This is a genomic window from Variovorax sp. MPBD4-3 (assembly GCF_058809745.1).
This window is the reverse complement of sequence record NZ_JBXASW010000013.1, coordinates 1-21,511: the sequence shown is the minus strand read 5'-3', so window position 1 is coordinate 21,511 and position 21,511 is coordinate 1. Positions and strand designations below refer to the sequence as shown.

Genomic DNA, 21,511 nt, shown 5'->3' with positions numbered 1-21,511 from the left:
GTTACTTCAGGTTGTAGAACGCGCCGCGGCCCGGGTACACGGCGATGTCGCCGAGGTCTTCTTCGATGCGCAGCAGCTGGTTGTACTTGGCGATGCGGTCCGAGCGCGACAGCGAGCCGGTCTTGATCTGGCCGGCGTTGGTGCCCACCGCGATGTCGGCGATGGTGCTGTCTTCGGTTTCGCCCGAGCGGTGCGAGATCACGGCCGTGTAGCCCGCGCGCTTGGCCATCTCGATGGCGGCGAAGGTCTCGGTCAGCGTGCCGATCTGGTTGATCTTGATGAGGATCGAGTTGGCGATGCCCTTGTCGATGCCCTCTTGCAGGATCTTGGTGTTGGTGACGAACAGGTCGTCGCCCACCAGCTGCACGCGCTTGCCCAGGCGTTCGGTCAGGTGCTTCCAGCCGTCCCAGTCGCCTTCGTGCATGCCGTCTTCGATGCTGATGATCGGGTACTTGTCGACCCAGGTCGCGAGCATGTCGGTCCAGCTTTCGGACGTGAGCGAGAGGTTTTCGCCCGACAGCACGTACTTGCCGTCCTTGTAGAACTCGCTGGCCGCGCAGTCCAGGCCCAGGGCGATCTGCTCGCCCGCCGTGTAGCCGGCCTTGTCGATGGCTTCCAGGATCAGCTGGATGGCCGCTTCATGGCTCTCGACGCTGGGGGCGAAGCCGCCTTCGTCGCCCACGGCCGTGCTGATGCCGCGGTCGCCCAGGATCTTCTTGAGTGCATGGAACACCTCGGCGCCGTAGCGCACGGCCTCGCGGAAGCTCTTGGCGCCCACGGGGATGATCATGAACTCCTGCAGGTCGAGGCTGTTGTTGGCGTGCGCGCCGCCGTTGATGACGTTCATCATCGGCACCGGCAGCTGCATGCCGCCCATGCCGCCGAAGTAGCGGTACAGCGGCAGGCCGGACTCTTCGGCCGCGGCGCGGGCCACGGCCATCGACACGGCGAGGGTGGCGTTGGCGCCCAGGCGGCCCTTGTTGTCGGTGCCGTCGAGGTCGATCATCGTGCGATCGAGGAAGGCCTGTTCGCTGGCGTCGAGGCCGAGCACGGCTTCCGAGATCTCGGTGTTGATGTTCTCCACGGCCTTGAGCACGCCCTTGCCCAGGTAGCGGCTCTTGTCGCCGTCGCGCAGCTCGATGGCTTCGCGCGAACCGGTCGACGCGCCCGAGGGCACGGCCGCACGGCCCATGGTGCCCGACTCCAGCAGCACGTCGCACTCGACGGTGGGGTTGCCTCGGCTGTCGAGAATTTCGCGGCCGACGATGTCAACGATTGCACTCATCTTTTGTCTTTCTCTTTCGGTTCTCTTTGGCGGATGAATAAATGGGGCAGGAGGCTCAGAGGCCCTCGACGGCGATCATGTTCATGATCGCGGCGCCGGCACGCGCTTCGCGGGCCTTGAGGTATTCGGGCGTGTCGTAGAAGGCCTTGGCCTTCTCGAAGCTGGCGAACTTGAGGATGACGACGCGCGTGGGCTTCCAGTCGCCCTCCAGCGGCTGCACCTGGCCGCCGCGCACGCACACCTCGGCGCCGTGCGCCTGCATGGCGGCGCTCGACCACTTCTTGTATTCCTCGTACTGCGTCGGGTTGGTCACCTCGACGTGGGCGATGACGTATCCGCTGCTCATGCGACGGCCTTCAGTGCCTTGTTGGTGCTGCCCGCGCCCTTTTCCTTGTGTTCGAGCGCCGCCTTGATGAAGGCGTTGAACAGCGGATGGCCGCCCCACGGGGTCGACTTGAACTCGGGGTGGAACTGCACGCCCATGAACCACGGGTGCACGTCCTGCGGCAGCTCGACGATCTCGGTCAGGTGCTCGCGCTGCGTGAGCGCCGAGATCACGAGGCCGGCCTTGCGCAGTTCGTCGAGGTAGTTGACGTTGGCTTCGTAGCGGTGGCGGTGGCGCTCGGTGACCACGTCGCCGTAGATGCTGTGGGCCAGCGTGCCGGGCGAGACGTCGGAGCTCTGCGCGCCCAGGCGCATGGTGCCGCCGAGGTCGGACTTCTCGTCGCGCGTCTTCACGGTGCCGTCGGCGTCCTTCCACTCGGTGATCAGCGCGATCACGGGGGTGGGCGTCTCGGGGTCGAACTCGGTGCTGTTCGCGTTCTTCAGGCCGGCCACGTGGCGGGCGTACTCGATGGTGGCAACCTGCATGCCCAGGCAGATGCCCAGGTAGGGCACCTTGCCTTCGCGGGCGAAGCGGGCCGCCGAGATCTTGCCTTCCACGCCGCGCTGGCCGAAGCCGCCGGGCACCAGGATGGCGTCGTACTTGGCCAGGCGGGACACGTCCTGCGCGTTGATGGTCTCGGAGTCGATGTAGTCGATCTTCACGCGCGCATGGTTCTTCATGCCGGCGTGGCGCAGGGCTTCGTTCAGCGACTTGTAGCTGTCCGACAGGTCGACGTACTTGCCGACCATGGCAATCGACACTTCCTTTTGCGGATGCTCGACTTCGTAGACCAGGTCGTCCCAGCGCTGCAGCTTGGCGGGTGGGGTGTTGATGCGCAGCTTGTCGCAGATCAGGCCGTCCAGGCCCTGCTCGTGCAGCATGCGGGGCACCTTGTAGATGGTGTCCACGTCCCACATCGAGATCACGCCCCACTCGGGCACGTTCGAGAACAGCGAGATCTTGGCGCGCTCGTCGTCGGGGATCGGGCGATCGGCGCGGCACAGCAGGGCGTCGGCCTGGATGCCGATTTCACGCAGCTTCTGCGCGGTGTGCTGCGTGGGCTTGGTCTTGAGTTCGCCGGCGGCGGCGATCCAGGGCACGTAGCTCAGGTGCACGAAGGCCGAGTTGTTCGGGCCCATGCGCAGGCTCATCTGGCGCACGGCCTCCAGGAAGGGCAGCGACTCGATGTCGCCCACGGTGCCGCCGATTTCGACGATGGCCACGTCCACCTCGTGCGCAGTGCCGATGCCGGCGCCGCGCTTGATGTATTCCTGGATTTCGTTGGTGATGTGCGGAATCACCTGCACCGTCTTGCCGAGGTAGTCGCCGCGGCGCTCTTTTTCGAGCACGGTCTTGTAGATCTGGCCGGTCGTGAAGTTGTTGGCCTTGCGCATCCGCGTGTTGATGAAGCGCTCGTAGTGGCCGAGGTCGAGGTCGGTCTCTGCGCCGTCATCGGTGACGAACACTTCACCATGCTGGAAGGGCGACATCGTGCCGGGGTCGACATTGATGTACGGATCGAGCTTGATGAGGGTGACTTGGAGGCCGCGCGATTCGAGGATCGCGGCGAGCGAGGCGGAGGCGATTCCCTTGCCAAGGGAAGATACGACACCACCGGTGACGAAGACAAATTTGGTCATGCCAGTTCCGGACTTTGCAATCCGGGCAGTGGGAAATTGCGATTATAGGTGTGCCCTTCGCGACACTTTCCGCCAAGGGCTTGTTGCCGCGGGTCGGATGGCATGTGAGCAACAATACGGCCCATGCAAGATCTCGCCGGCAAACACATCGTCCTGGGCCTCACCGGAGGCATCGCATGCTACAAGTCGGCCGAGCTGTGCCGGCTGTTCGTCAAGGCGGGCGCGACCGTCCAGGTCGTCATGACCGAGGCGGCCGAGCAGTTCATCACGCCGGTGACCATGCAGGCGCTCTCGGGGCGCACCGTCTACACCTCGCAGTGGGACACCCGCGAGTCCAACAACATGCCGCACATCAACCTGAGCCGCGAGGCCGATGCGATCGTGCTGGCGCCCTGCAGCGCCGACTTCATCGCGCGGCTGGTGCAGGGCCGCTCCGACGACCTGCTGAGCCTGATGTGCCTGGCCCGCCCCATGGACCGAATTCCGCTGCTCATCGCGCCGGCCATGAACCGCGAGATGTGGGGCCATCCGGCCACGCAGCGCAACCTGGTGCAGGTGGCGGCCGACGGCGCCACGGTGCTGGGCGTGGGCAACGGCTGGCAGGCCTGCGGCGAAACCGGCGACGGGCGCATGCTCGAACCCGCCCAGCTGCTCGAGGACATCACGGCCTTCTTCAGCCCCAAGCTGCTGGCGGGGCAGAAGGTGCTGGTCACGGCCGGGCCGACCTTCGAGTCGCTCGACCCGATCCGCGGCATCACCAACCATTCGTCCGGCAAGATGGGCTTTGCCATTGCGCGCGCGGCCCGCGAAGCGGGCGCCGAGGTCACGCTGGTGGCCGGCCCGGTGCACTTGCCCACGCCGCGCGGCGTGACGCGCGTCGACGTGCTGTCCGCGCAGGACATGCTCGAAGCCACCACCCGTGCCGCGGAGTTTGCTAGCATTTTCGTAGCAACAGCCGCGGTAGCCGATTGGCGCCCGGCCACGCAGAGCGACCAGAAGATCAAGAAGGACGGCAGCGGCAAGACCCCGGTGCTGGAGTTCGTCGAGAACGCCGACATCCTGCTGACCGTTGCGCGCAGCGAGCGCGCCCAGTCGAAGAAGCTCTTCTGCGTAGGCTTTGCGGCCGAAAGCGAGAACCTCGCGGCGCACGCCAAGGCCAAGCGCGAGCGCAAGGGCATTCCGCTGCTGGTCGGGAACATCGGCCCGCTGACCTTCGGGCAGGACGACAACGCGCTGCTGCTGGTCGATGCCGACGGCGTGCGCGAGCTGCCGCGCGCGCCCAAGCTCACGCTGGCCCGTGAACTGATGACCGAGATCGCCGCACGACTTCCCGACTGGAGGGTCTGATGAACCTGAATCCCCAATGGAACACGCCGCCCAATGGCGATTTCGCGCGTTACGTCGAACGGCTGTCGGCCCAGGCCGCATTGCCCAGGCGCGCGCCGAAGGAGGGCGAACCGGGGCTCGATGTCGGCATGACGCAACCGCCCGGCCAGCAGGGCCCTGTCACGGCCGCCATGCAACGGCAGCAGCAACAGCAGGAACTCCCCAACGGCGAAGTACCCAAGGCCCAGCCCGGTGCGTTCGATCCGAAGGTGCTCAAGGTGATGGGCGCGGTCGGCGCGCTGGTGTTCCTCGTCCTGTGGGCTTCGGGCGTGCCTTTCGGCGTGCTCGTGCTCCTGCTGGGCATGGCCCTGTGGTTCGGCAAGAAATTGAAGGGCGTGAAGTTCACCCCCGGTGTCGCCAAGTGGCAGCAGCTGCTGGAAGTAGCGAACCGCAAGCAAAGAGAACAGCAACAGAAGCAAGGCAGCAATTAAAAGTGAAAGTCGACGTCCGTATCCTCGATCCGCGCATGGTGGATCAATTGCCCGCGTATGCCACCCCCGGCAGCGCCGGCCTCGACCTGCGGGCCTGCCTCGACGCTCCCATCACGCTGGAGCCCAACGGCTGGCAGCTGGTGGGCACCGGCATCGCGATCCACCTGGCCGACCCGGCCTATGCGGCGATGATCCTTCCGCGCTCGGGCCTGGGCCACAAGCACGGCATCGTGCTGGGCAACCTCGTCGGCCTGATCGACAGCGACTACCAGGGCGAACTGAAGATCAGCGCATGGAACCGCAGCGACACACCCTTCGTGCTGAACCCGATGGAGCGGCTCGCGCAACTGGTGATCGTGCCCGTGGTACAGGCGCAGTTTCGGGTCGTCACAGAATTTGCACCTACGCAACGCGGCGAGGGCGGCTACGGCTCCACGGGCAAGCATTGAGCGAATCCTGAGCGGAGCCTGAGTTTCCGGGCGGTAAAGAACGGAACCCGGCCAGCCCCATTGCCTCGAAGGTTTCAACGTGTGTTTTGCGTCATCGTGGCTCTGGCTGCGGCGTTAGACACACGCAGGCGCATTGTTCGTGCGCCGTTCTATCCGAGGAGCCTCTCAACATGAAGATTTCAATGCGCTTCGTTTCCGTTACCGCTTCCGTGCTGGCAGTGGCCACGCTCACGGCGTGCGTGGCGCCGGCGCCCGTCTACCAGACCTCGCGCTACCCTTACCAGGCACCGCCGCAGGCCATCCAGTACCGTGAAGCCTCCTACGTCGAATACGGCCATGTGGCCAACATCGAGGTGCTGCGCAGCGAAACCGCCGGCACCGGCACTTCGGGCGGCGGCGCAGTGGCCGGCGGCGTCATCGGCGGCGTGGTGGGCAACCAGTTCGGACGCGGCAACGGCCGTGCCGCGGCCACCGCGCTCGGCATCGTGGGCGGCGCCTTGCTGGGCAACACCATCGAGGCCCAGCAGAACGGTCCTCGCGTCTACGAGATGTACCGCGTGTCGGTGCAGACCGACCGAGGCGGCTACCGGGCGTTCGACGTGCAGAGCCCCGGCGACCTGCGCATCGGCGACCGCGTGCGCATCGACAACGGCCAGATCTCGCGCATGTGACCGATCTGCTCCCCGACCCATCGGGGGCATGAAAAAGCCGGGCAATGCCCGGCTTTTTCATGGGCGCCACCGCCGTCGTCAGTGCAGCGTCTCGTTGCCCGGCGCCATCGGCGCGACCTTGAAGAAGCCGGTGCCGGCAGTGCCGCGACCGACTTCCTCTTCCGTTGCCTCGCGCACCGAACGCACGGTGATGTCGAGCCGGATCGCGATGCCGGCCAGCGGATGATTGCCGTCGAGCACCAGGTGGTCGGGGTAGATCTCGGCCACGGTGTAGATCGCGTCCTTCGGAATGTCGGCGTTCACGCCCTTGGGCAGGGCGGAGCCGTCGAATGTCATTCCTTCTTCCGTGCCTTCTGGGAAGAGCGAGCGGGGCTCCAGGAAGAGCAGTTGATCGTTGAAGTCGCCGAAGCCCTGTTCGGGCTCGATCTGCAATTGGACCCGGGCACCGGGCTCATGGCCTTGCAGGGCCGCTTCGATCACGTCGAAGAGATCGTCGCCGCCGACCATGAATTCCACCGGCTCATCGAGCACGTCCAGCACGTCGCCGAGCGTGTCTTTCATCGTCCAGGTCAAGCCGACCACGCATTGTTCAGAGATTTCCATTGCAGAATTCTCCCATGGAGATTAATCAACCGCTGCCGTTGCTCGGCGGCCTGAGCGCCGCGCAGTTCATGCGGCGGTACTGGCAGAAAAAGCCCTTGCTGGTTCGCCAGGCCATTCCTGACATGGTGCCACCGATCGAGCGCAATGCGCTGTTTGCGCTCGCTGAACAGGAAGAAGTCGAGTCCCGCCTGATCCGGCACGGCAAGGCCGGCTGGTCGCTCAAGCACGGCCCGCTGCCGCGCCGTGCGTTGCCGCCGCTCAAGCAGCCGGCCTGGACGCTGCTGGTGCAGGGCGTCGACCTGCACCACGAGGGCGTGCACGAACTGTTGCGGCAGTTTCGCTTTTTGCCGGATGCCCGCCTCGACGACCTGATGATCAGCTACGCGAGCGACACCGGTGGTGTCGGCGCGCATTTCGACAGCTACGACGTGTTCCTGCTGCAGGCGCAGGGCCGGCGCCGCTGGTCCATCGGCAAGCAGAGCGACCTGCGGCTGCAGCCCGGCGTGCCGCTCAAGATCCTCGAGAACTTCGAGCCCGAGCAGACCTTCGTGCTCGAGCCCGGCGACATGCTGTACCTGCCGCCTCGCTATGCGCATGACGGCGTGGCCGTGGGTGACGACTGCATGACCTGCTCGATCGGCTTGCGTTCGTCCGCATTGGGCGAGCTTGGTGCCGACCTGCTTGCGCGCATGGCGCAGGCCTACTCGGAAGACCTGGAAGACGCCGGCCCGGCCGAACTGGCACGCTACCGCGACCCTACGCAACCGGCCGTCGACAACCCCGCTCAGATGCCCGCCGCATTGCAGGGCTTCGCGCGCAAGGCCGTGGAAGCCGCGCTGCGCGATGCCGACGCCGTCGATCGCGCGCTCGGCGAGTCGCTCACGGAGCCCAAGGCCAACGTGTGGTTCGGCGAGGGCAGCCAGGCGCCCGGCAACATGCAGCGCGTGGTGCTGGACCGCCGCACGCGCATGCTCTACGACACGCGGCACGTCTACATCAACGGCGAGAGCTTTCGTGCCGGCGGGGCCGACGCCACGCTGATGCGCCGCCTTGCCGACCAGCGCGCGCTGGGCCCGCGCGAACTGGGCCGCGCCAGCGAGGGTGCGCTCGCGCTGCTTGCCGATTGGTCGGAAGCGGGCTGGCTCCATGCCGAATGAATAACGAGGCCGCACCACTGCTGAACGAAGGGCGCTTCGACGGCCGCGAGGCCTTCGATGCGATCCTGCGCAAGGCGCTGGCCGCCGCCGCGCGCGAGGGCTGGAAAGAGATCGTCTTCAGCGATGCCGACTTCGCCGACTGGCCGCTCGGCGAGCGCGCGAGCATCGAGGCGCTGCAGGCATGGTCGGCCAGCGGACGACGCCTGGTGCTGCTTGCGCAGCGCTTCGACATTCTCGAGCGCGGCCATGCGCGCTTCGTTCCATGGCGCTGCATGTGGGACCACATCATCGAATGCCGCGCGACCGGCAAGGCCGCCGGCTCCGAAGTGCCCAGCGCCATCTGGACGCCCACATGGTTCGTGCATCGCATCGACCCCGAGCGCAGCCGCGGCGTGAGTGGCACCGATGCACGCGCGCGCCGTGCGCTTCGCGAGTCGATCGACGAGTGCTGGCGCATCGCGCGGCCCGCGTTTCCTGCGTCGACTCTGGGCTTGTAAGCCAATGCCGCGAATGCGGCTGCCAGACATATTCGAGGCGATATGCAGGTCTAGAATTTTTTCGTTCCAGACCTTCATTGCCAAAGGAGATTCCATGAAGAAGTCATCGTCCGTCCTGATCGCCTCGCTCATCGCCGCTGCCGCGCTCGTCGCCTGCGGAAAGAAGGAGGATGCAGCGCCGGCTGTCGTGACGCCGCCTCCTGCGCCCGTGACCGAACCCGCGCCCGCTCCTGCGCCCGCACCGTCTTCCGACGCGACTCCCGCGCCTGCCACCACCACTACGCCTGATGCGAGCACTTCGTCCGCTACGCCGGCGCCCGGTGCTTCGTCTTCGCTCGATGCCGCGAATGCAGCCACCGAGGCCGCGAAGAAGAACAACGAAGCGCCGAAGCAGCAATGAGCAAGGCACTTTCGCCTGAGCGATAAAAAAACCGCCACGAGGCGGTTTTTTTTATTAGGGGAGAGTGAGCAAGGCCGAGCCGAGGCTCACACGTCGAGCCAGGGCGAGCCCTCGGCGGCATCGGCCGTGAGCATCTCCGACTCGTCGCCGCCCAGTGCCTCGGCCATCAGGCGGCGCACGATCTCGGGCCGGTTGTTCTGCTCGCTCAGGTGCGCGGCGACCACATGGCGCAGGCCGCCGTGCAGCACCGCGCGCGCGATGTCCGCCGCGGCCGTGTTCGACAGGTGCCCGTAGTTGCCGCCCACACGGTGCTTGAGAAAGGCCGGGTAGGCCGAGCCGGCCAGCAGTTCGCTGTCGTGGTTGAACTCGAGCAGCAGCGAATGCACGCCGCTCAGGCGCGCGAGCACGTGCGCCGTGGCATGGCCGAGGTCGGTCAGCACGCCGAGCGTGCGATTGCCGTCGGTGCAGCGCAGCTGCAGCGGCTCGCGCGCATCGTGCGGAACGGTGAAAGGCTGCACGCCGATGTCGCCGACCGTGAACTCGGCGTCGTCGCGCGCGATGTTCAGCAGGCCCTCGAAATCGCGCCCGCCGGTGGCGAGCCACGTGCCTTCGCTCATCCACACGGGAATGCGGTTGCGCCGCGAGAGCGAATGGGCGCAGCCGATGTGGTCGCCGTGCTCGTGCGTGACGAAGACTGCATGGATGTCGCTGGCGGCAAGGCCTGCGCGGGCCAGCCGCAGGTCGAGCTGCTTGAGGCCGAAGCCGCAGTCGACCAACATGCGGGAGGTGCGGCCGCCGCTGGTCGCTTCGACCAGCGCGGCGTTGCCCGTGCTGCCGCTGCCGAGACTTCGGAAGCGGAGCATGCGGGTTACTTCAGGTCGTCGGCGATGACCTTGACGATGCGGTCGGCGTTGGCCGACGTTTCAGGCGCGCCGGCTTCGTTCATCACAACGACCGTGCTGCTCTCGCCCTGGCTCTTGACCGAGATGCGGAACTTCAGGGGTGCCTCGGCCTTGCTCGAGCCGCTGAACAGCTTGCCGAAGAAGCCGGGTTCCTTCTTGTCGGGGTTCGGCGGCACGTAGCGCACGAAGTACACGCCGGCGCTGCGGTCGCGGTCTTCCACGGTGAAGCCGGTGCGGTCGAGCGCCAGGCCGACACGGCGCCATGCGCGGTCGAAGCCTTCGCTGATCTGCACGGCCGGCTGGTTGCCGATCTTGGTGATGGTGGCGGTGCGTGCCGGCGCCGTGGTGGCGGCCAGGATCTTCGACTGTTCCTGCGACACGCCGAGCTTGACCATCAGGCGGCGCAGGAATTCGGTCTCGAGCTCGGGATCGCTGGGGCGGGGCTGCCACACGGTCTGGTCCTGGCGGGAGTTGTTGTAGACCTCCTGCATGCCGCGGTGGCTGATGAAGATCTCGGTGCCGTTGGGCGTGCGTTCCAGGCGGGTGCGGAAGCGGTCGAGTTCGCCGGTCGAGTAGACCGAGTCGACCAGCTTGCCCAGCGTGCCGCGGATGATGTCCTGCGGCAGCTTGGCGCGGTTCTCGGCCCAGTCGGTTTCCATGATGCCCAGGTTGCGCTGGTCGGTGGTCAGCAGGAAGCCGCTTTCCTGCCAGAAGTCGCGAACCGGCTCCCAGAGCTGGTCGGGCGTGCGGTTGACGACGATCCAGCGCTGCGTGCCCGAGCGTTCCATCTTGACGTCGCCGATGTTGCTCACCGCGGTGGGCACGCCCGGGGCGTTGGCAATGCCGGCCTGGTAGGCGTTGGCGGTCACGGCGCCGCCGGGAATGGCGTAGCGGTTGTCGCGCGAGAGTTGGGAGAGGTCGGGAGGGACTTCGAGCGTCGGGGCCTTGCCGGCGCTCTTGTAGTCGATCTTGTCGCTCTCGAGGACGGAGCAGGCGGCGAGGCTGGCAACCAGGGTGGCCAGCAATGCATATCGCGAAATTTGCGAAAGGTTCTTCAACGTCGTCTTCCTTGTTGGAATGGTTCGGTCTATCTGTGGGCCGCAATGCCCGCCATCTCAGAGCATGGTTCGGGCAAAAGGTTGCTTAACCTTGTTGCAGCCAGGGAAAAAGCAGATCGCAGGTCTGGAATGGGGTTTGGGGGCTCAGTTCTTGAGCAGGCCGGTGGCACGCAGCGCGCCTTCGACCGCCGGACGGCTGGCTTCGCCCAGTTCGGTGAGCGGCAGCCGCAGCGCGCCGCCGCACAGGCCGAGCCTGGCCATGGCCCACTTGAGCGGGATCGGGTTGGGCTCGACGAACAGGTTGCGGTGCAGCGGCATCAGTTCGAACTGGATCTGCATGGCGCGCTTGACGTCGCCCGCCAGCGCGGCGACGCACAGCTCGTGCATCTTGCGCGGCGCGATGTTGGCCGTGACGCTGATGTTGCCCTGGCCGCCGCACAGCATGAGCGCGACCGCGGTCGGGTCGTCGCCGGAGTAGACGGCGAAGTTCTTGGGCACGTCGCGGATGAGCCACTGGGCCCGCTCGATGTTGCCCGTGGCTTCCTTGATGCCGATGATGCCGGGCACCTGCGCCAGGCGCAGCACGGTGTCGTGCGCCATATCGGCCACCGTGCGGCCGGGCACGTTGTAGAGCACGATGGGCAGGTCGCCCACGGCCTCGGCAATGGCCTTGAAGTGCTGGTACTGGCCCTCTTGCGTGGGCTTGTTGTAGTACGGCACGACCTGGAGCTGGGAGTCGGCGCCCACGCCCTTGGCGAACTTGGCGAGCTCGATGGCTTCCTTGGTGGAGTTGGCGCCGCAGCCTGCCATCACGGGGACGCGGCCTTTGGCCTGTTCGACCGAGACGCGGATGATTTCGCAGTGCTCTTCGACATCGACCGTCGGCGATTCGCCGGTGGTGCCGACCACGCCGAGGCAGTCGGTGCCTTCGTCGATGTGCCAGTCAATGAGCCGCCGCAGGGCGGGGTAATCGACACTGCCGTCGTCGTGCATCGGCGTGACGAGCGCGACGATGCTGCCTGTCAGTTGCTCCAAGGGGAATCTCTTTGTCGGTGGACGAAAGCGCCGATTCTACTTACTCCGGCGCCGCCGGAAACACGCCCCCCGGCCCCCTCAGTTTCCCTTAAGGGCGTGGCGGGGCGGCTGGCCGGGGGCGTTCCCGGCCTCCCGCACGGCGGCGATGCGCTGGACGAAGCGGGGCGGCTCGGGCTCGAAACCGTCTTCGTAGGCCACCACGCGCAGGCCGGCGCAGGCGGCGAGCAACTCGCCCGGCTGCAGCAGGAAGTCGGGCCGCGAGGGCTTGCCCACGGTCTCGTTGCCCGCCGCGAAGGTCTCGTAGAGCAGCACGCCGCCAGGCGCCACCGCGGCCACGATGTCGGCCATGCGCGGCCGCCAGAGGTAGTGCGTGACGACCACGCCGCCGAAGGCCTGCCCGGCGAACGGCCACGGGCCCGATTCGATGTCGGCCTCGACCACGCTGCCGAAGGCGCCGGCCGCCGCCACGGCTTCGGGCGAGCGGTCGACGCCCGTCACGGCGTGGCCGCGCCCGGCGAACCAGCGCATGTGCCGCCCGGATCCGCAGGCCACGTCGAGCACGCTGGCGCGGGGCGCGAGCAGGTGCGACCAGCGGACGATCCATTCGGAAGGCGCGCCCGAGCCGTGCGCGGTGGCTGCATCTCTCATGGCGGATCAAGAAACGGGGTCAGAAACAGGACCAGATCTGGTCCACCAGCGTCACCAGGAACTCCGGATGCACGTACATGGCGAACACGCCGCCCAGCACCGCCAGCGCGGCGGCGAGCCAGCCGGCGTGCACGATGTGGTGGCGCATCCGTGGTGTCATGGCGCTCTTTATACGCAATCAGCCCGCCGCGCCCAACGGCCGGGGCGCCCGGGCGATGGCGCTTTCCTTCACCGGCAGGTTGATCAGCGCCGCGAACACGCCCAGCGCAATGGCGATGTACCAGACGATGTCGTAGCTGCCCGTGGTGTCGTACAGGTAGCCGCCCAGCCATACGCCCAGGAAAGAGCCGACCTGGTGGCTCAGGAACACGAAGCCGCTGAGCATCGACAGGTGCGCCACCCCGAAGATGCCCGCCACGATGGCGTTGGTCGCGGGCACGGTGGAAAGCCACAGGAAGCCCATGGCCGCCGAGAACACATACACGCTCATCGGCGAAATGGGCGCCAGCAGGAACAGCGCGATCGACACCGCCCGCGCGAAATAGATCGCCGCCAGTATCTTGCGCTTGGCCAGCGTCTGGCCCAGCAGGCCGACCGTGTAGGTGCCGAACACGTTGAACAGCCCGATCAGCGCCAGCGCATAGCCGGCCACGTCGGCCGGCAGGCTCTTGTCGCGCAGGTAGGTCGGCATGTGGATGCCGATGAACGCCAGCTGGAAGCCGCAGACGAAGTACCCCGCCATCAGCAGCCCGAAGCTGGGGTAGCGGAAGGCTTCGCCCACGGCCTGCAGCACCGACTGGTCGCGGTGGCCGGCCAGGGCTTCGGTCCTGGGCTCGCGCAGGCCGAAGGCCAGGGGGACGATGACCAGCACCAGCACCGCCACCACGGCCAGCGCCGTCTGCCAGCCCAGGTGGCCGATCAGCCAGCCTTCGACGGGCGCCATCAGGAACTGCCCGAACGAGCCGGCCGCCGCCGCCACGCCCATGGCCCAGGAGCGCCGCTCGGCCGGGATCTGCCGGCCGATCACGCCGTAGATCACCGCGTAGGTCGAGCCCGCCTGCGCGGCGCCGATCAGCACGCCGGCGCTCAGTGTGAACAGCAGCGGCGTCGGCGAATGCGCCATGCCGAACAGCCCCAGTGCATAGAACACAGAGCCGCCGATCAGTACCCGGAACGCGCCGAAGCGGTCGGCCAGCATGCCCGCGAACACGCCGAAGATGCCCCACGACAGGTTCTGCACGGCAAGCGCGAACGAGAAGGTCTGTCGGCTCCAGTCCTGCGCCTGCGTGATGGGCTGCAGCCACAGGCCGAAGCCGTGGCGGATGCCCATGGAGAGCGTGACGATCATCGCCCCGCAGAAGAGGACTTGCTTGATCGAAAGAGTGCGGGCTGGCGTTTGCATGATGGCGTCGAATGTAGCGACATGGCTGCTTCGGCAGGCGGCCCGGCGGCCAAAGCCATTGATGATTTATAGGCGCCGTTTCAATGCGCGCCGGGCATCAAAGCGCCTCCTGTATGGGTATCCAGTTGTTTGGCGGCGACTGACTACAATCCGCCCCCATGGCGACTCCCCCCAAGACTCCCCCCAATTCTTCGTCCGCGTCCTCCGGCTACTCGGAAGGCTCCATCCGCGTGCTCAAGGGCCTGGAGCCCGTCAAGCAGCGCCCGGGCATGTACACCCGCACCGACAACCCGCTGCACATCATTCAGGAAGTGATCGACAACGCCGCCGACGAGGCGCTCGCGGGCTACGGCAAGAAGATCAAGGTCACGCTGCATGCAGACGGCTCGGTCAGCATCGAGGACGACGGCCGCGGCATTCCCTTCGGCCTGCACCCCGAGGAAAAAGCGCCCGTGGTCGAGCTGGTCTACACCCGGCTGCATGCCGGCGGCAAGTTCGACAAGGGCTCGGGCGGCGCCTACAGCTTCTCGGGCGGCCTGCACGGCGTGGGCGTGTCGGTGACCAACGCGCTGTCGAAGCGGCTCGAGGTGTCGACCCACCGCGAGGGTTCGGTGGCGAAGCTGGCCTTCAGCGGCGGCGACGTGATCGAGCAACTCGAGGTGCGCAAGCTCGAGGCCGGCGAGCGCAAGCAGGGCACCACTGTGCGCGCATGGCCCGACGCCAAGTACTTCGAGACCTCCGCGCTGCCCATGGGCGAACTCACGCACCTGCTGCGCAGCAAGGCCGTGCTGATGCCCGGCGTGAGCGTCACGCTCACGAACGAAAAGACCAAGGAAAGCCAGCAGTGGCTCTACAAGGGCGGCCTGAGCGACTACCTGATGCAGACGCTCAACGGCGACCCCGTCATTCCGCTGTTCGAAGGCGGCGGCCATGCCGACAAGAACGCCGACAACTTCGCCGAAGGCGAGGGCGCCGACTGGTGCGTTGCCTTCACCGAAGACGGCCAGCCGGTGCGCGAGAGCTACGTCAACCTGATTCCCACCAGCGCCGGCGGCACGCATGAAAGCGGCCTGCGCGACGGGCTGTTCACCGCTGTGAAGGGCTTCATCGAGCTGCACTCGCTGCTGCCCAAGGGCGTGAAGCTGCTGCCAGAAGACGTGTTCGCGCGCGCCTCGTACGTGCTCAGCGCCAAGGTGCTCGACCCGCAGTTCCAGGGCCAGATCAAGGAGCGACTGAACTCGCGCGACGCGGTGCGCCTGGTGTCGAGCTTCGTGCGGCCCGCGCTCGAACTGTGGCTCAACCAGCACGTCGACTACGGCAAGAAGCTGGCCGAGTTGGCCATCAAGGCCGCGCAGACGCGCCAGCGCGCCGGCCAGAAGGTCGAGAAGCGCAAGGGCTCCGGCGTGGCCGTGCTGCCCGGCAAGCTGACCGACTGCGAGAGCAAGGACATCAGCCACAACGAGGTCTTCCTGGTCGAGGGCGACTCCGCCGGCGGCAGCGCCAAGATGGGCCGCGACAAGGAAAGCCAGGCCATCCTGCCGCTGCGCGGCAAGGTGCTCAACACCTGGGAAGTGGAGCGCGACCGCCTCTTCGCGAACACCGAAATCCACGACATCTCGGTGGCCGTGGGCGTCGACCCCCACGGCCCCAACGACACGCCCGACATGAGCGGCCTGCGCTACGGAAAGATCTGCATCCTGAGCGATGCCGACGTGGACGGCTCGCACATCCAGGTGCTGCTGCTCACGCTGTTCTTCCGCCATTTCCCCAAGCTCATCGAAGCCGGCCACGTGTATGTCGCAAAACCGCCATTGTTCCGGGTGGATGCCCCCGCGCGCGGCAAGAAGCCGGCCTCCAAGGTCTACGCGCTGGACGAGGGCGAACTGACCGCCACGCTCGACAAACTGCGCAAGGACGGCGTGCGCGAAGGCGCCTGGAGCATCAGCCGCTTCAAGGGCCTGGGTGAAATGAGCGCGGAACAATTGTGGGAAACCACGCTCAATCCAGACACCCGCCGCCTGATGCAGGTCCAATTGGGCCGTTTCGACTTCACGTCCACCCAGGGCGAGATCACCAAGCTGATGGGCAAGGGCGAAGCGGCGGCGCGGCGCGAGCTCATGGAACTGCGCGCCGACGACGTCGATATCGACGTCTGATTCCGACCGGAATATTCCTCAAGACAGGGCATGGACAGTCACAAGATCATTTGTGGTTCGCTGGCGGGGGCTTGCGCTTCTGGCGCAATCCTGATGCTGGTGCGCGCCTATCCGGACGTCACGCCGCCGGACCTGTTCTTTGCCGGCCTCGTCCTGTTGCTGGCGTTCCTATTCGTCTGGATGGGGTGGTGGGATGACGCGGTCAATGACAACGCCGAGCCCAGCCGAATCGAACGGATCGCCGCTGCCACGTGGCTCTGGACGCGCCGTATCCTTTGCTGGAGCGCCGCGCTGGTCTTCTTGGGCCTGGCCGTGTCGATGATCTTCACCGGCGTCGAACTCGAACACGTGCCCGTCTTTTTCCTCGTGCTTGCGCTGGGTGGCATGTCGCTCTGGGTCGGACTGAAGGGCGGCGGCCACGCACAAAGCATGGGCGACGACGCTGCGGTCCATGCCGAGCGCCGCAAGCGCTACGGCTGGCGGCTGTAAAGACCAGGACCGCATCGCAATGAAACCCTGGTTCCGCCCCTTCATGCTTTGTGCAGCCCTGGTGCTGTCGCAGCAGGGCGCGCACGCCGCCGACATCTACGGCTACATCGACAGCAAGGGCGTCGCGCACTTCGCCTCCGAAAAAATCGACGAGCGCTACCAGATCTTCTTTCGCGGCGGCCAGAGCTTCGACACGGCCAAGGGCATCTCCCCGCTCGGGCGCGGCGCGCGCGGCATCGACGGCAAGGTGCCGCAGGCCTCGCAGACGCTGCTCGCCATGTTCGAGGCCTCGCCCGGCTACAAGACCGCCAAGGCCGCGCTGCGCGACGCATCGAGCAAGCACGCCATCGACTACGAACTGCTGCAGGCGCTGGTCGCCACCGAGTCGGGCTTCGACGCGCAGGCGGTCTCGCCCAAGGGCGCGATGGGCCTGATGCAGCTGATGCCCGCCACCGCGCAGCGCTACGGCGTGTCGGCGGACAAGCGCAGCACCATCGAGAAGAAGCTGTTCGACCCGCGCATCAACATCGCCGCCGGCTCGCGCTACCTGCGCGACCTGATCGCGATGTTCCCGGGCCAGATCGAACTCGCCATTGCCGCCTACAACGCGGGCGAGGGCGCCGTGCAGCGCGCTGGCAACAAGATCCCGAACTACAAGGAAACGCAGAACTACGTGCAGACCGTGCTGCAGCTCTATGCGTACCTGAAGCCCTCCGTGGCGACGGGTGGCGGCGTGCGCGGCGGCAAGACGCCGGGGCGCATCCGCATGGAGCTGACGGTGCCGCAGGGCGGCGCGATCAACCGGGGCAACATGCCGTCGGACACGCCGCGCAACATGCCGACCATGCCCGACATTCCCGAGCCGCCAGCCACGCCGACCGGCGCGGCCGAGGCATCGGACGAGGCAGTCAATCCGGGCTGAGCGCGCAAGCAAGCACGCAGCCCGCAACAGTTTTTCTTTCTCTCTTCTTCATGGACTCCCAACCACCGCTCGATCTCCAGGGTCCCACCGACGGCGACACCACCCTCACCCTTGCCGACTACGCGCAGACCGCCTACCTCGAATACGCCCTCAGCGTGGTCAAGGGCCGCGCGCTGCCCGATGTGTCCGACGGCCAGAAGCCGGTGCAGCGGCGCATCCTGTATTCGATGTCGCGCATGGGGCTGGGCTTTGGCGGCACCAACGGCACCGTGGGCGCCAAGCCGGTCAAGAGCGCGCGCGTGGTCGGCGACGTGCTCGGCCGCTTCCACCCGCACAGCGACCAGGCGGCCTACGACGCGCTGGTGCGCATGGCGCAAGACTTCTCGCAGCGCTATCCGCTGGTCGACGGCCAGGGCAACTTCGGCAGCCGCGACGGCGACGGCGCCGCCGCCATGCGCTACACCGAAGCGCGCCTGGCGCGCATCACCAGCCTGCTGCTCGACGAGATCGACGAGGGCACGGTCGACTTCATTCCCAACTACGACGGCAGCACCGAAGAACCGCGCCTGCTGCCCGCGCGGCTGCCGTTCACGCTGCTCAATGGCGCGAGCGGCATCGCGGTGGGCCTGGCCACCGAAATCCCGAGCCACAACCTGCGCGAGATTGCCGACGCCTGCGTGGCGCTGATCAAGTCGAACGGCAAGCTCAGCGAGGAAGAACTCTTCGCCATCGTGCCCGGCCCCGACTACCCGGGCGGCGCGCAGATCATCAGCAACGCGAGCGACATCGCCGATGCCTACCGCACCGGCCGCGGTTCGCTCAAGGTGCGTGCGCGCTGGAAGATCGAGGAACTGGCGCGCGGCCAGTGGCAGCTGGTGGTCAACGAGCTGCCGCCGGGCGTCAGCACGCAGAAGGTGCTCGAGGAAATCGAGGAAATCACCAACCCCAAGGTCAAGGCCGGCAAGAAGGCCCTGAGCGCCGACCAGACCCAGTTGAAGGCCGCGATGCTGTCGGTGCTGGACGTGGTGCGCGACGAGTCCAGCAAGGACGCCGCCGTGCGCCTGGTGTTCGAGCCCAAGACCTCGCGCATCAGCCAGGACGAGTTCATCACCACGCTGCTCGCGCAGACCTCGCTGGAGACTTCGTCGCCGATCAACCTCACGATGGTCGGCATCGACGGCAAGCCCACGCAGAAGTCGCTGCGCCAGATGCTCAACGAGTGGATCGCGTTCCGCGAAGTCACCGTCGAGAAGCGCTCGCGGCATCGGCTCAACAAGGTGATGGACCGCATCCACATCCTCGAAGGCCGGCAGCTGGTGCTGCTGAACATCGACGAGGTGATTGCCATCATCCGCGCGGCGGAAGACCCGAAGGCGGCGCTCATCGCGCGCTTCAACCTCAGCGAACGCCAGGCCGAGGACATCCTCGAAATCCGGCTGCGCCAGCTCGCGCGGCTCGAAGCCATCAAGATCGAACAGGAGCTGTCGGGCCTGCGCGACGAGCAGAAGAAGCTCGAAGACATCCTCGGCAGCCCCGCCGCGCTGCGCCGCCTGCTGGTGAAGGAAATCGAGGCCGACGCCAAGACCTTCGAGGACCCGCGCCGCACGCTCATCCAGGCCGAGAAGCGTGCGGTGGCCGAGGTGAAGGTGGTCGACGAGCCCGTCACCGTCATCGTGTCGCAGAAGGGCTGGGTCCGCGCGCAGAAGGGCTGGGCCAGCGAGAAGGCGGCCGCCGCGAACGGCGGCAACGGCGCTTCGGCCCCCGAATACAGCTTCAAGTCGGGCGACTCGCTGTACGGCGCCTTCGAATGCCGCAGCGTCGACACGCTGCTCGTGTTCGGCAGCGCCAAGGACAAGAGCGTTCGCGTCTACACCGTGCCCGTGGCTTCGCTGCCCGGCGCGCGCGGCGACGGCCAGCCCGTCACCACGCTCATCGAGCTGGATGCCGGCACGCACGTCACGCACTTCTTCGCCGGCCCGGTGGGCGCCAGCGTGCTGCTGGCCAACACCGGCGGCTACGGCTTCATCGCCACCGTCGAGAACATGATGTCGCGCCAGCGCGGCGGCAAGGCCTTCATCGACGTGGGCGAGGGCGAACAGCTCTGCCGTCCGTCGCTGGTCGGCGGCGCGAGCGGCGCCGAGCCGATGCCGGCCGCCACGCACGTGGCCTGCGCCTCGACCGGCGGCCGCATCCTGACCTTCGACATCACCGAGCTCAAGAGCCTGCCCAAGGGCGGCCGCGGCCTGACGCTGATCGACCTCGAGCCCAAGGACACCCTGGCCGGAGCCGCCGCCTACACGCGCAGCGTGAAGATCGAAGGCATCGGCCGCGGCGGCAAGGAGCGCGAAGAGACACTGGAGATCCGCACCCTCAACAACGCCCGCGGCAACCGCGCGCGCAAGGGCAAGGCGGCCGACCTCGGCTTCAAGCCGTCGAGCATCGTGCGGGTGCAGTGATGGGCGGCATCGACTTCAGCGTCATCGGCATCTTCATTGCCGTGGTGACCGGCATCGGCAGCTACGTGCTGGGCAAGCGCATGCGCGAGAAGCGGGCCGCCAAGAAGCGCGAGAAGGACCGGATTGCCGCGCAGGCTGGTGAGAGCCGGCAGGTGCGAAGGGCGCGGGAGCGCAAGGAGCGCGGCGAATAGGCGGCTGCCTGGTTTAGGCGGTGGGCCGCTCAGCGCAGCCCCTGCCACCACCGCGTATTCGTCCGCGCCTGCCCCACCGTCACCACCTCCCCGATCACCGGCGTCGCCAGCTCGATCTTCTTCGCGGCGGTGAGGTCGGCGATGCGGTCCAGCGGGTCGTGCCAGGTGTGGAACGCGAGGTCGAAGGTGCTGTTGTGCACCGAGAAGAAGACCTTGCCGCGCAGGTCTTCGAAGGCCTGCACGCTTTGCTCGGGCGTCATGTGCACGGCGGGCCACATGGCGTCGTAGGCGCCGTTTTCCATCAGCGCGATGTCGAAGCCGCCGAAGCGGTCGCCGATCTGCTTGAAGCCCGGGAAGTAGCCCGAATCGCCGCTGTAGAAGATGCGCTGGTCGCCGCTTTGCACCACCCATGAGGCCCAGAGCGTGCGGTCGCGGTCGCCGAGGGTGCGGCCGGAGAAGTGTTGTGCGGGCGTGGCGGTGAGCTTCACGCCGTCGTGCTCGCTGTCTTGCCACCAGTCGAGTTCGGTCACGCGCTCGGCAGGCACGCCCATGACCACCAGCCGCGTGCGCACGCCCAGCGGCACGAAGTAGCGTTTCACGTCTTTCGCGAGGTATTGGATGGTCGCGAGGTCGAGGTGGTCGTAGTGGTCGTGCGAAAGAATGACACCCTCGATGGGCGGCAGTTGCTCGAGCGTGATCGGCGGCTTGTGAAAGCGCTTCGGGCCGGCCCATTGCACAGGGGACACACGCTCGCTGAACACGGGATCGATGAGCCAGTATTTGCCGCGCAGCTTGAGCAGGTGCGAAGAATGGCCGAGGCGCACGACGTGGTTGGTGTTGGTGTCGAGTGCATCGAGTGCGCTGCGTTCGAGGGCTCTCACCGGAATGGCGTCGACGGGCACGCTGTCGACTTTGCTGCCGACGATGAAGCGGGACCAGATGCGCCAGGCGCTGGCCTGTTGGGGCAGGTCGGGGTTGGCCATGTTGTGGAAGCCGCCGTCGCGGAATTGGGGCGAGCTGTCGTAGCGTGTTTCGCCGCTTCCGGCGGCGCCGCATCCCGCGACGAAGGCGCAGCCGGCGGCCGCGAGTGCGGTGCCGCGGCGCAGCAGTTGAGGCAGGTAGGAGCCCTGCGAACCTGAGTCGTCAGCCATGGGAGTGCCTTCTGGATTTGTGTTTGTCGGATGGGGCGAGACTAGCCACTAAGCGCGGTTCAATGGTTTCAGCGGTAGAAACATTTGGGGAGCGGGGGTATATCGCGGGCTCTTGTTTCAGGGCGCGTGCACAGGCCACCGGGTACTCCCCTCCGCGAATGTCCCCCGGCCTGCGGCCTCCTCCTTTATTTCGCTGC

Annotated in this window: 23 protein-coding genes; 12 read left to right on the top strand and 11 right to left on the bottom strand. The window is 66.8% G+C overall.

Annotated features, from left to right (window positions below; genetic code table 11):
* Window position 1: 1 nt before the first annotated feature.
* From eno to pyrG, 3 genes are read right to left on the bottom strand one after another with little or no spacing between them, the layout of a single operon-like run.
* Window positions 2-1,285 (bottom strand): phosphopyruvate hydratase, encoded by a 1,284-nt coding sequence (gene eno, locus AC1RVW_RS10485; protein WP_081267222.1) that lies wholly within the window; start codon window positions 1,283-1,285, stop codon window positions 2-4.
* A gap of 55 nt (window positions 1,286-1,340) precedes the next feature.
* Window positions 1,341-1,631 (bottom strand): DUF1330 domain-containing protein, encoded by a 291-nt coding sequence (locus AC1RVW_RS10480; RefSeq protein ID WP_081267221.1) that lies wholly within the window; start codon window positions 1,629-1,631, stop codon window positions 1,341-1,343.
* Window positions 1,628-3,310, bottom strand: a complete 1,683-nt coding sequence (gene pyrG, locus AC1RVW_RS10475; RefSeq protein WP_081267220.1) for a CTP synthase — start codon at window positions 3,308-3,310, stop codon at window positions 1,628-1,630. Before pyrG ends, AC1RVW_RS10480 begins: the two co-directional genes overlap by 4 nt.
* 123 nt (window positions 3,311-3,433) lie before the next feature.
* Between pyrG and coaBC the strand changes: the two genes are divergently transcribed.
* From coaBC to AC1RVW_RS10455, 4 genes are all read left to right on the top strand, one after another.
* A complete protein-coding gene (gene coaBC / locus AC1RVW_RS10470; RefSeq protein WP_493199710.1) occupies window positions 3,434-4,657 on the top strand; it encodes a bifunctional phosphopantothenoylcysteine decarboxylase/phosphopantothenate--cysteine ligase CoaBC in 1,224 nt (407 codons plus the stop codon).
* On the top strand, window positions 4,657-5,127 hold the full coding sequence (locus AC1RVW_RS10465) for a hypothetical protein (RefSeq protein ID WP_493199708.1): 471 nt from the start codon (window positions 4,657-4,659) through the stop codon (window positions 5,125-5,127). Before coaBC ends, AC1RVW_RS10465 begins: the two co-directional genes overlap by 1 nt.
* Window positions 5,128-5,129: 2 nt before the next feature.
* Window positions 5,130-5,576, top strand: coding sequence for a dUTP diphosphatase (dut, locus tag AC1RVW_RS10460; RefSeq protein WP_081267218.1), 447 nt, complete (start codon window positions 5,130-5,132; stop codon window positions 5,574-5,576).
* A 170-nt stretch (window positions 5,577-5,746) separates the two neighbouring features.
* Window positions 5,747-6,247 (top strand): glycine zipper 2TM domain-containing protein, encoded by a 501-nt coding sequence (locus AC1RVW_RS10455; RefSeq protein WP_081267217.1) that lies wholly within the window; start codon window positions 5,747-5,749, stop codon window positions 6,245-6,247.
* A gap of 78 nt (window positions 6,248-6,325) precedes the next feature.
* On the opposite strand, the gene AC1RVW_RS10450 is transcribed toward AC1RVW_RS10455, so the two are convergent.
* On the bottom strand, window positions 6,326-6,850 hold the full coding sequence (locus AC1RVW_RS10450) for an FKBP-type peptidyl-prolyl cis-trans isomerase (RefSeq protein ID WP_081267216.1): 525 nt from the start codon (window positions 6,848-6,850) through the stop codon (window positions 6,326-6,328).
* Between the two features lie 14 nt (window positions 6,851-6,864).
* On the opposite strand from AC1RVW_RS10450, the gene AC1RVW_RS10445 reads away from it, so the two are divergent.
* The 3 genes from AC1RVW_RS10445 to AC1RVW_RS10435 all read left to right on the top strand — a co-directional run bounded on the left by AC1RVW_RS10445 (window position 6,865) and on the right by AC1RVW_RS10435 (window position 8,904).
* Window positions 6,865-8,007 (top strand): JmjC domain-containing protein, encoded by a 1,143-nt coding sequence (locus tag AC1RVW_RS10445; protein ID WP_493199705.1) that lies wholly within the window; start codon window positions 6,865-6,867, stop codon window positions 8,005-8,007.
* Window positions 8,004-8,504 (top strand): hypothetical protein, encoded by a 501-nt coding sequence (locus tag AC1RVW_RS10440; RefSeq protein ID WP_493199703.1) that lies wholly within the window; start codon window positions 8,004-8,006, stop codon window positions 8,502-8,504. Before AC1RVW_RS10445 ends, AC1RVW_RS10440 begins: the two co-directional genes overlap by 4 nt.
* Before the next feature lie 94 nt (window positions 8,505-8,598).
* Complete coding sequence (locus AC1RVW_RS10435) at window positions 8,599-8,904, top strand: hypothetical protein (protein WP_081267213.1); 306 nt, start codon at window positions 8,599-8,601, stop codon at window positions 8,902-8,904.
* 86 nt (window positions 8,905-8,990) lie between these two features.
* On the opposite strand, the gene AC1RVW_RS10430 is transcribed toward AC1RVW_RS10435, so the two are convergent.
* The 6 genes from AC1RVW_RS10430 to AC1RVW_RS10405 form a co-directional block, all read right to left on the bottom strand.
* Window positions 8,991-9,767, bottom strand: coding sequence for an MBL fold metallo-hydrolase (locus AC1RVW_RS10430; RefSeq protein WP_285409687.1), 777 nt, complete (start codon window positions 9,765-9,767; stop codon window positions 8,991-8,993).
* Window positions 9,768-9,772: 5 nt separating this feature from the next.
* Entirely contained in the window at window positions 9,773-10,864 is a 1,092-nt protein-coding gene (gene bamC / locus AC1RVW_RS10425; RefSeq protein WP_081267211.1) for an NlpB/DapX family lipoprotein, read from the bottom strand.
* A 144-nt stretch (window positions 10,865-11,008) separates the two neighbouring features.
* Window positions 11,009-11,899: a 4-hydroxy-tetrahydrodipicolinate synthase gene (dapA, locus tag AC1RVW_RS10420; protein ID WP_106933931.1), complete on the bottom strand. Its 891-nt coding sequence runs from the start codon at window positions 11,897-11,899 to the stop codon at window positions 11,009-11,011.
* Between the two features lie 78 nt (window positions 11,900-11,977).
* Window positions 11,978-12,547 (bottom strand): class I SAM-dependent methyltransferase, encoded by a 570-nt coding sequence (locus AC1RVW_RS10415; RefSeq protein ID WP_493199700.1) that lies wholly within the window; start codon window positions 12,545-12,547, stop codon window positions 11,978-11,980.
* A gap of 19 nt (window positions 12,548-12,566) precedes the next feature.
* Window positions 12,567-12,707, bottom strand: a complete 141-nt coding sequence (locus AC1RVW_RS10410; RefSeq protein WP_285409689.1) for a hypothetical protein — start codon at window positions 12,705-12,707, stop codon at window positions 12,567-12,569.
* 18 nt (window positions 12,708-12,725) lie between these two features.
* Window positions 12,726-13,949: an MFS transporter gene (locus tag AC1RVW_RS10405; protein ID WP_285409690.1), complete on the bottom strand. Its 1,224-nt coding sequence runs from the start codon at window positions 13,947-13,949 to the stop codon at window positions 12,726-12,728.
* Between the two features lie 158 nt (window positions 13,950-14,107).
* On the opposite strand from AC1RVW_RS10405, the gene AC1RVW_RS10400 reads away from it, so the two are divergent.
* From AC1RVW_RS10400 to AC1RVW_RS10380, 5 genes are read left to right on the top strand one after another with little or no spacing between them, the layout of a single operon-like run.
* Entirely contained in the window at window positions 14,108-16,105 is a 1,998-nt protein-coding gene (locus AC1RVW_RS10400) for a DNA topoisomerase IV subunit B (protein WP_106933934.1), read from the top strand.
* A gap of 30 nt (window positions 16,106-16,135) precedes the next feature.
* Window positions 16,136-16,594 (top strand): hypothetical protein, encoded by a 459-nt coding sequence (locus tag AC1RVW_RS10395; RefSeq protein ID WP_493199697.1) that lies wholly within the window; start codon window positions 16,136-16,138, stop codon window positions 16,592-16,594.
* 19 nt (window positions 16,595-16,613) lie between these two features.
* Entirely contained in the window at window positions 16,614-17,516 is a 903-nt protein-coding gene (locus AC1RVW_RS10390; RefSeq protein ID WP_493199695.1) for a lytic transglycosylase domain-containing protein, read from the top strand.
* Window positions 17,517-17,566: 50 nt separating this feature from the next.
* Window positions 17,567-19,972 (top strand): DNA topoisomerase IV subunit A, encoded by a 2,406-nt coding sequence (parC, locus tag AC1RVW_RS10385; RefSeq protein ID WP_493199693.1) that lies wholly within the window; start codon window positions 17,567-17,569, stop codon window positions 19,970-19,972.
* Window positions 19,972-20,163: a hypothetical protein gene (locus AC1RVW_RS10380; protein WP_493199691.1), complete on the top strand. Its 192-nt coding sequence runs from the start codon at window positions 19,972-19,974 to the stop codon at window positions 20,161-20,163. Before parC ends, AC1RVW_RS10380 begins: the two co-directional genes overlap by 1 nt.
* A 29-nt stretch (window positions 20,164-20,192) precedes the next feature.
* On the opposite strand, the gene AC1RVW_RS10375 is transcribed toward AC1RVW_RS10380, so the two are convergent.
* The gene (locus tag AC1RVW_RS10375) at window positions 20,193-21,314 is read right to left on the bottom strand and encodes an MBL fold metallo-hydrolase (RefSeq protein WP_493199689.1); all 1,122 of its coding nucleotides are present in this window, start codon (window positions 21,312-21,314) and stop codon (window positions 20,193-20,195) included.
* Between the last annotated feature and the right edge of the window lie 197 nt (window positions 21,315-21,511).

Bases quoted from the DNA above. Each gene is read 5' to 3' on its own strand.
- AC1RVW_RS10405 (WP_285409690.1), bottom strand. From the start codon at position 13,949: ATGCAAACGCCAGCCCGCACTCTTTCGATCAAGCAAGTCCTCTTCTGC.
- AC1RVW_RS10390 (WP_493199695.1), top strand. From the start codon at position 16,614: ATGAAACCCTGGTTCCGCCCCTTCATGCTTTGTGCAGCCCTGGTGCTG.
- AC1RVW_RS10400 (WP_106933934.1), top strand. From the start codon at position 14,108: ATGGCGACTCCCCCCAAGACTCCCCCCAATTCTTCGTCCGCGTCCTCC.
- AC1RVW_RS10440 (WP_493199703.1), top strand. From the start codon at position 8,004: ATGAATAACGAGGCCGCACCACTGCTGAACGAAGGGCGCTTCGACGGC.
- AC1RVW_RS10480 (WP_081267221.1), bottom strand. From the start codon at position 1,631: ATGAGCAGCGGATACGTCATCGCCCACGTCGAGGTGACCAACCCGACG.
- pyrG (WP_081267220.1), bottom strand. From the start codon at position 3,310: ATGACCAAATTTGTCTTCGTCACCGGTGGTGTCGTATCTTCCCTTGGC.
- AC1RVW_RS10380 (WP_493199691.1), top strand. From the start codon at position 19,972: ATGGGCGGCATCGACTTCAGCGTCATCGGCATCTTCATTGCCGTGGTG.
- eno (WP_081267222.1), bottom strand. From the start codon at position 1,285: ATGAGTGCAATCGTTGACATCGTCGGCCGCGAAATTCTCGACAGCCGA.
- AC1RVW_RS10375 (WP_493199689.1), bottom strand. From the start codon at position 21,314: ATGGCTGACGACTCAGGTTCGCAGGGCTCCTACCTGCCTCAACTGCTG.
- AC1RVW_RS10455 (WP_081267217.1), top strand. From the start codon at position 5,747: ATGAAGATTTCAATGCGCTTCGTTTCCGTTACCGCTTCCGTGCTGGCA.
- AC1RVW_RS10445 (WP_493199705.1), top strand. From the start codon at position 6,865: ATGGAGATTAATCAACCGCTGCCGTTGCTCGGCGGCCTGAGCGCCGCG.
- AC1RVW_RS10430 (WP_285409687.1), bottom strand. From the start codon at position 9,767: ATGCTCCGCTTCCGAAGTCTCGGCAGCGGCAGCACGGGCAACGCCGCG.
- AC1RVW_RS10465 (WP_493199708.1), top strand. From the start codon at position 4,657: ATGAACCTGAATCCCCAATGGAACACGCCGCCCAATGGCGATTTCGCG.
- AC1RVW_RS10410 (WP_285409689.1), bottom strand. From the start codon at position 12,707: ATGACACCACGGATGCGCCACCACATCGTGCACGCCGGCTGGCTCGCC.
- parC (WP_493199693.1), top strand. From the start codon at position 17,567: ATGGACTCCCAACCACCGCTCGATCTCCAGGGTCCCACCGACGGCGAC.
- AC1RVW_RS10450 (WP_081267216.1), bottom strand. From the start codon at position 6,850: ATGGAAATCTCTGAACAATGCGTGGTCGGCTTGACCTGGACGATGAAA.
- AC1RVW_RS10435 (WP_081267213.1), top strand. From the start codon at position 8,599: ATGAAGAAGTCATCGTCCGTCCTGATCGCCTCGCTCATCGCCGCTGCC.
- AC1RVW_RS10415 (WP_493199700.1), bottom strand. From the start codon at position 12,547: ATGAGAGATGCAGCCACCGCGCACGGCTCGGGCGCGCCTTCCGAATGG.
- coaBC (WP_493199710.1), top strand. From the start codon at position 3,434: ATGCAAGATCTCGCCGGCAAACACATCGTCCTGGGCCTCACCGGAGGC.
- AC1RVW_RS10395 (WP_493199697.1), top strand. From the start codon at position 16,136: ATGGACAGTCACAAGATCATTTGTGGTTCGCTGGCGGGGGCTTGCGCT.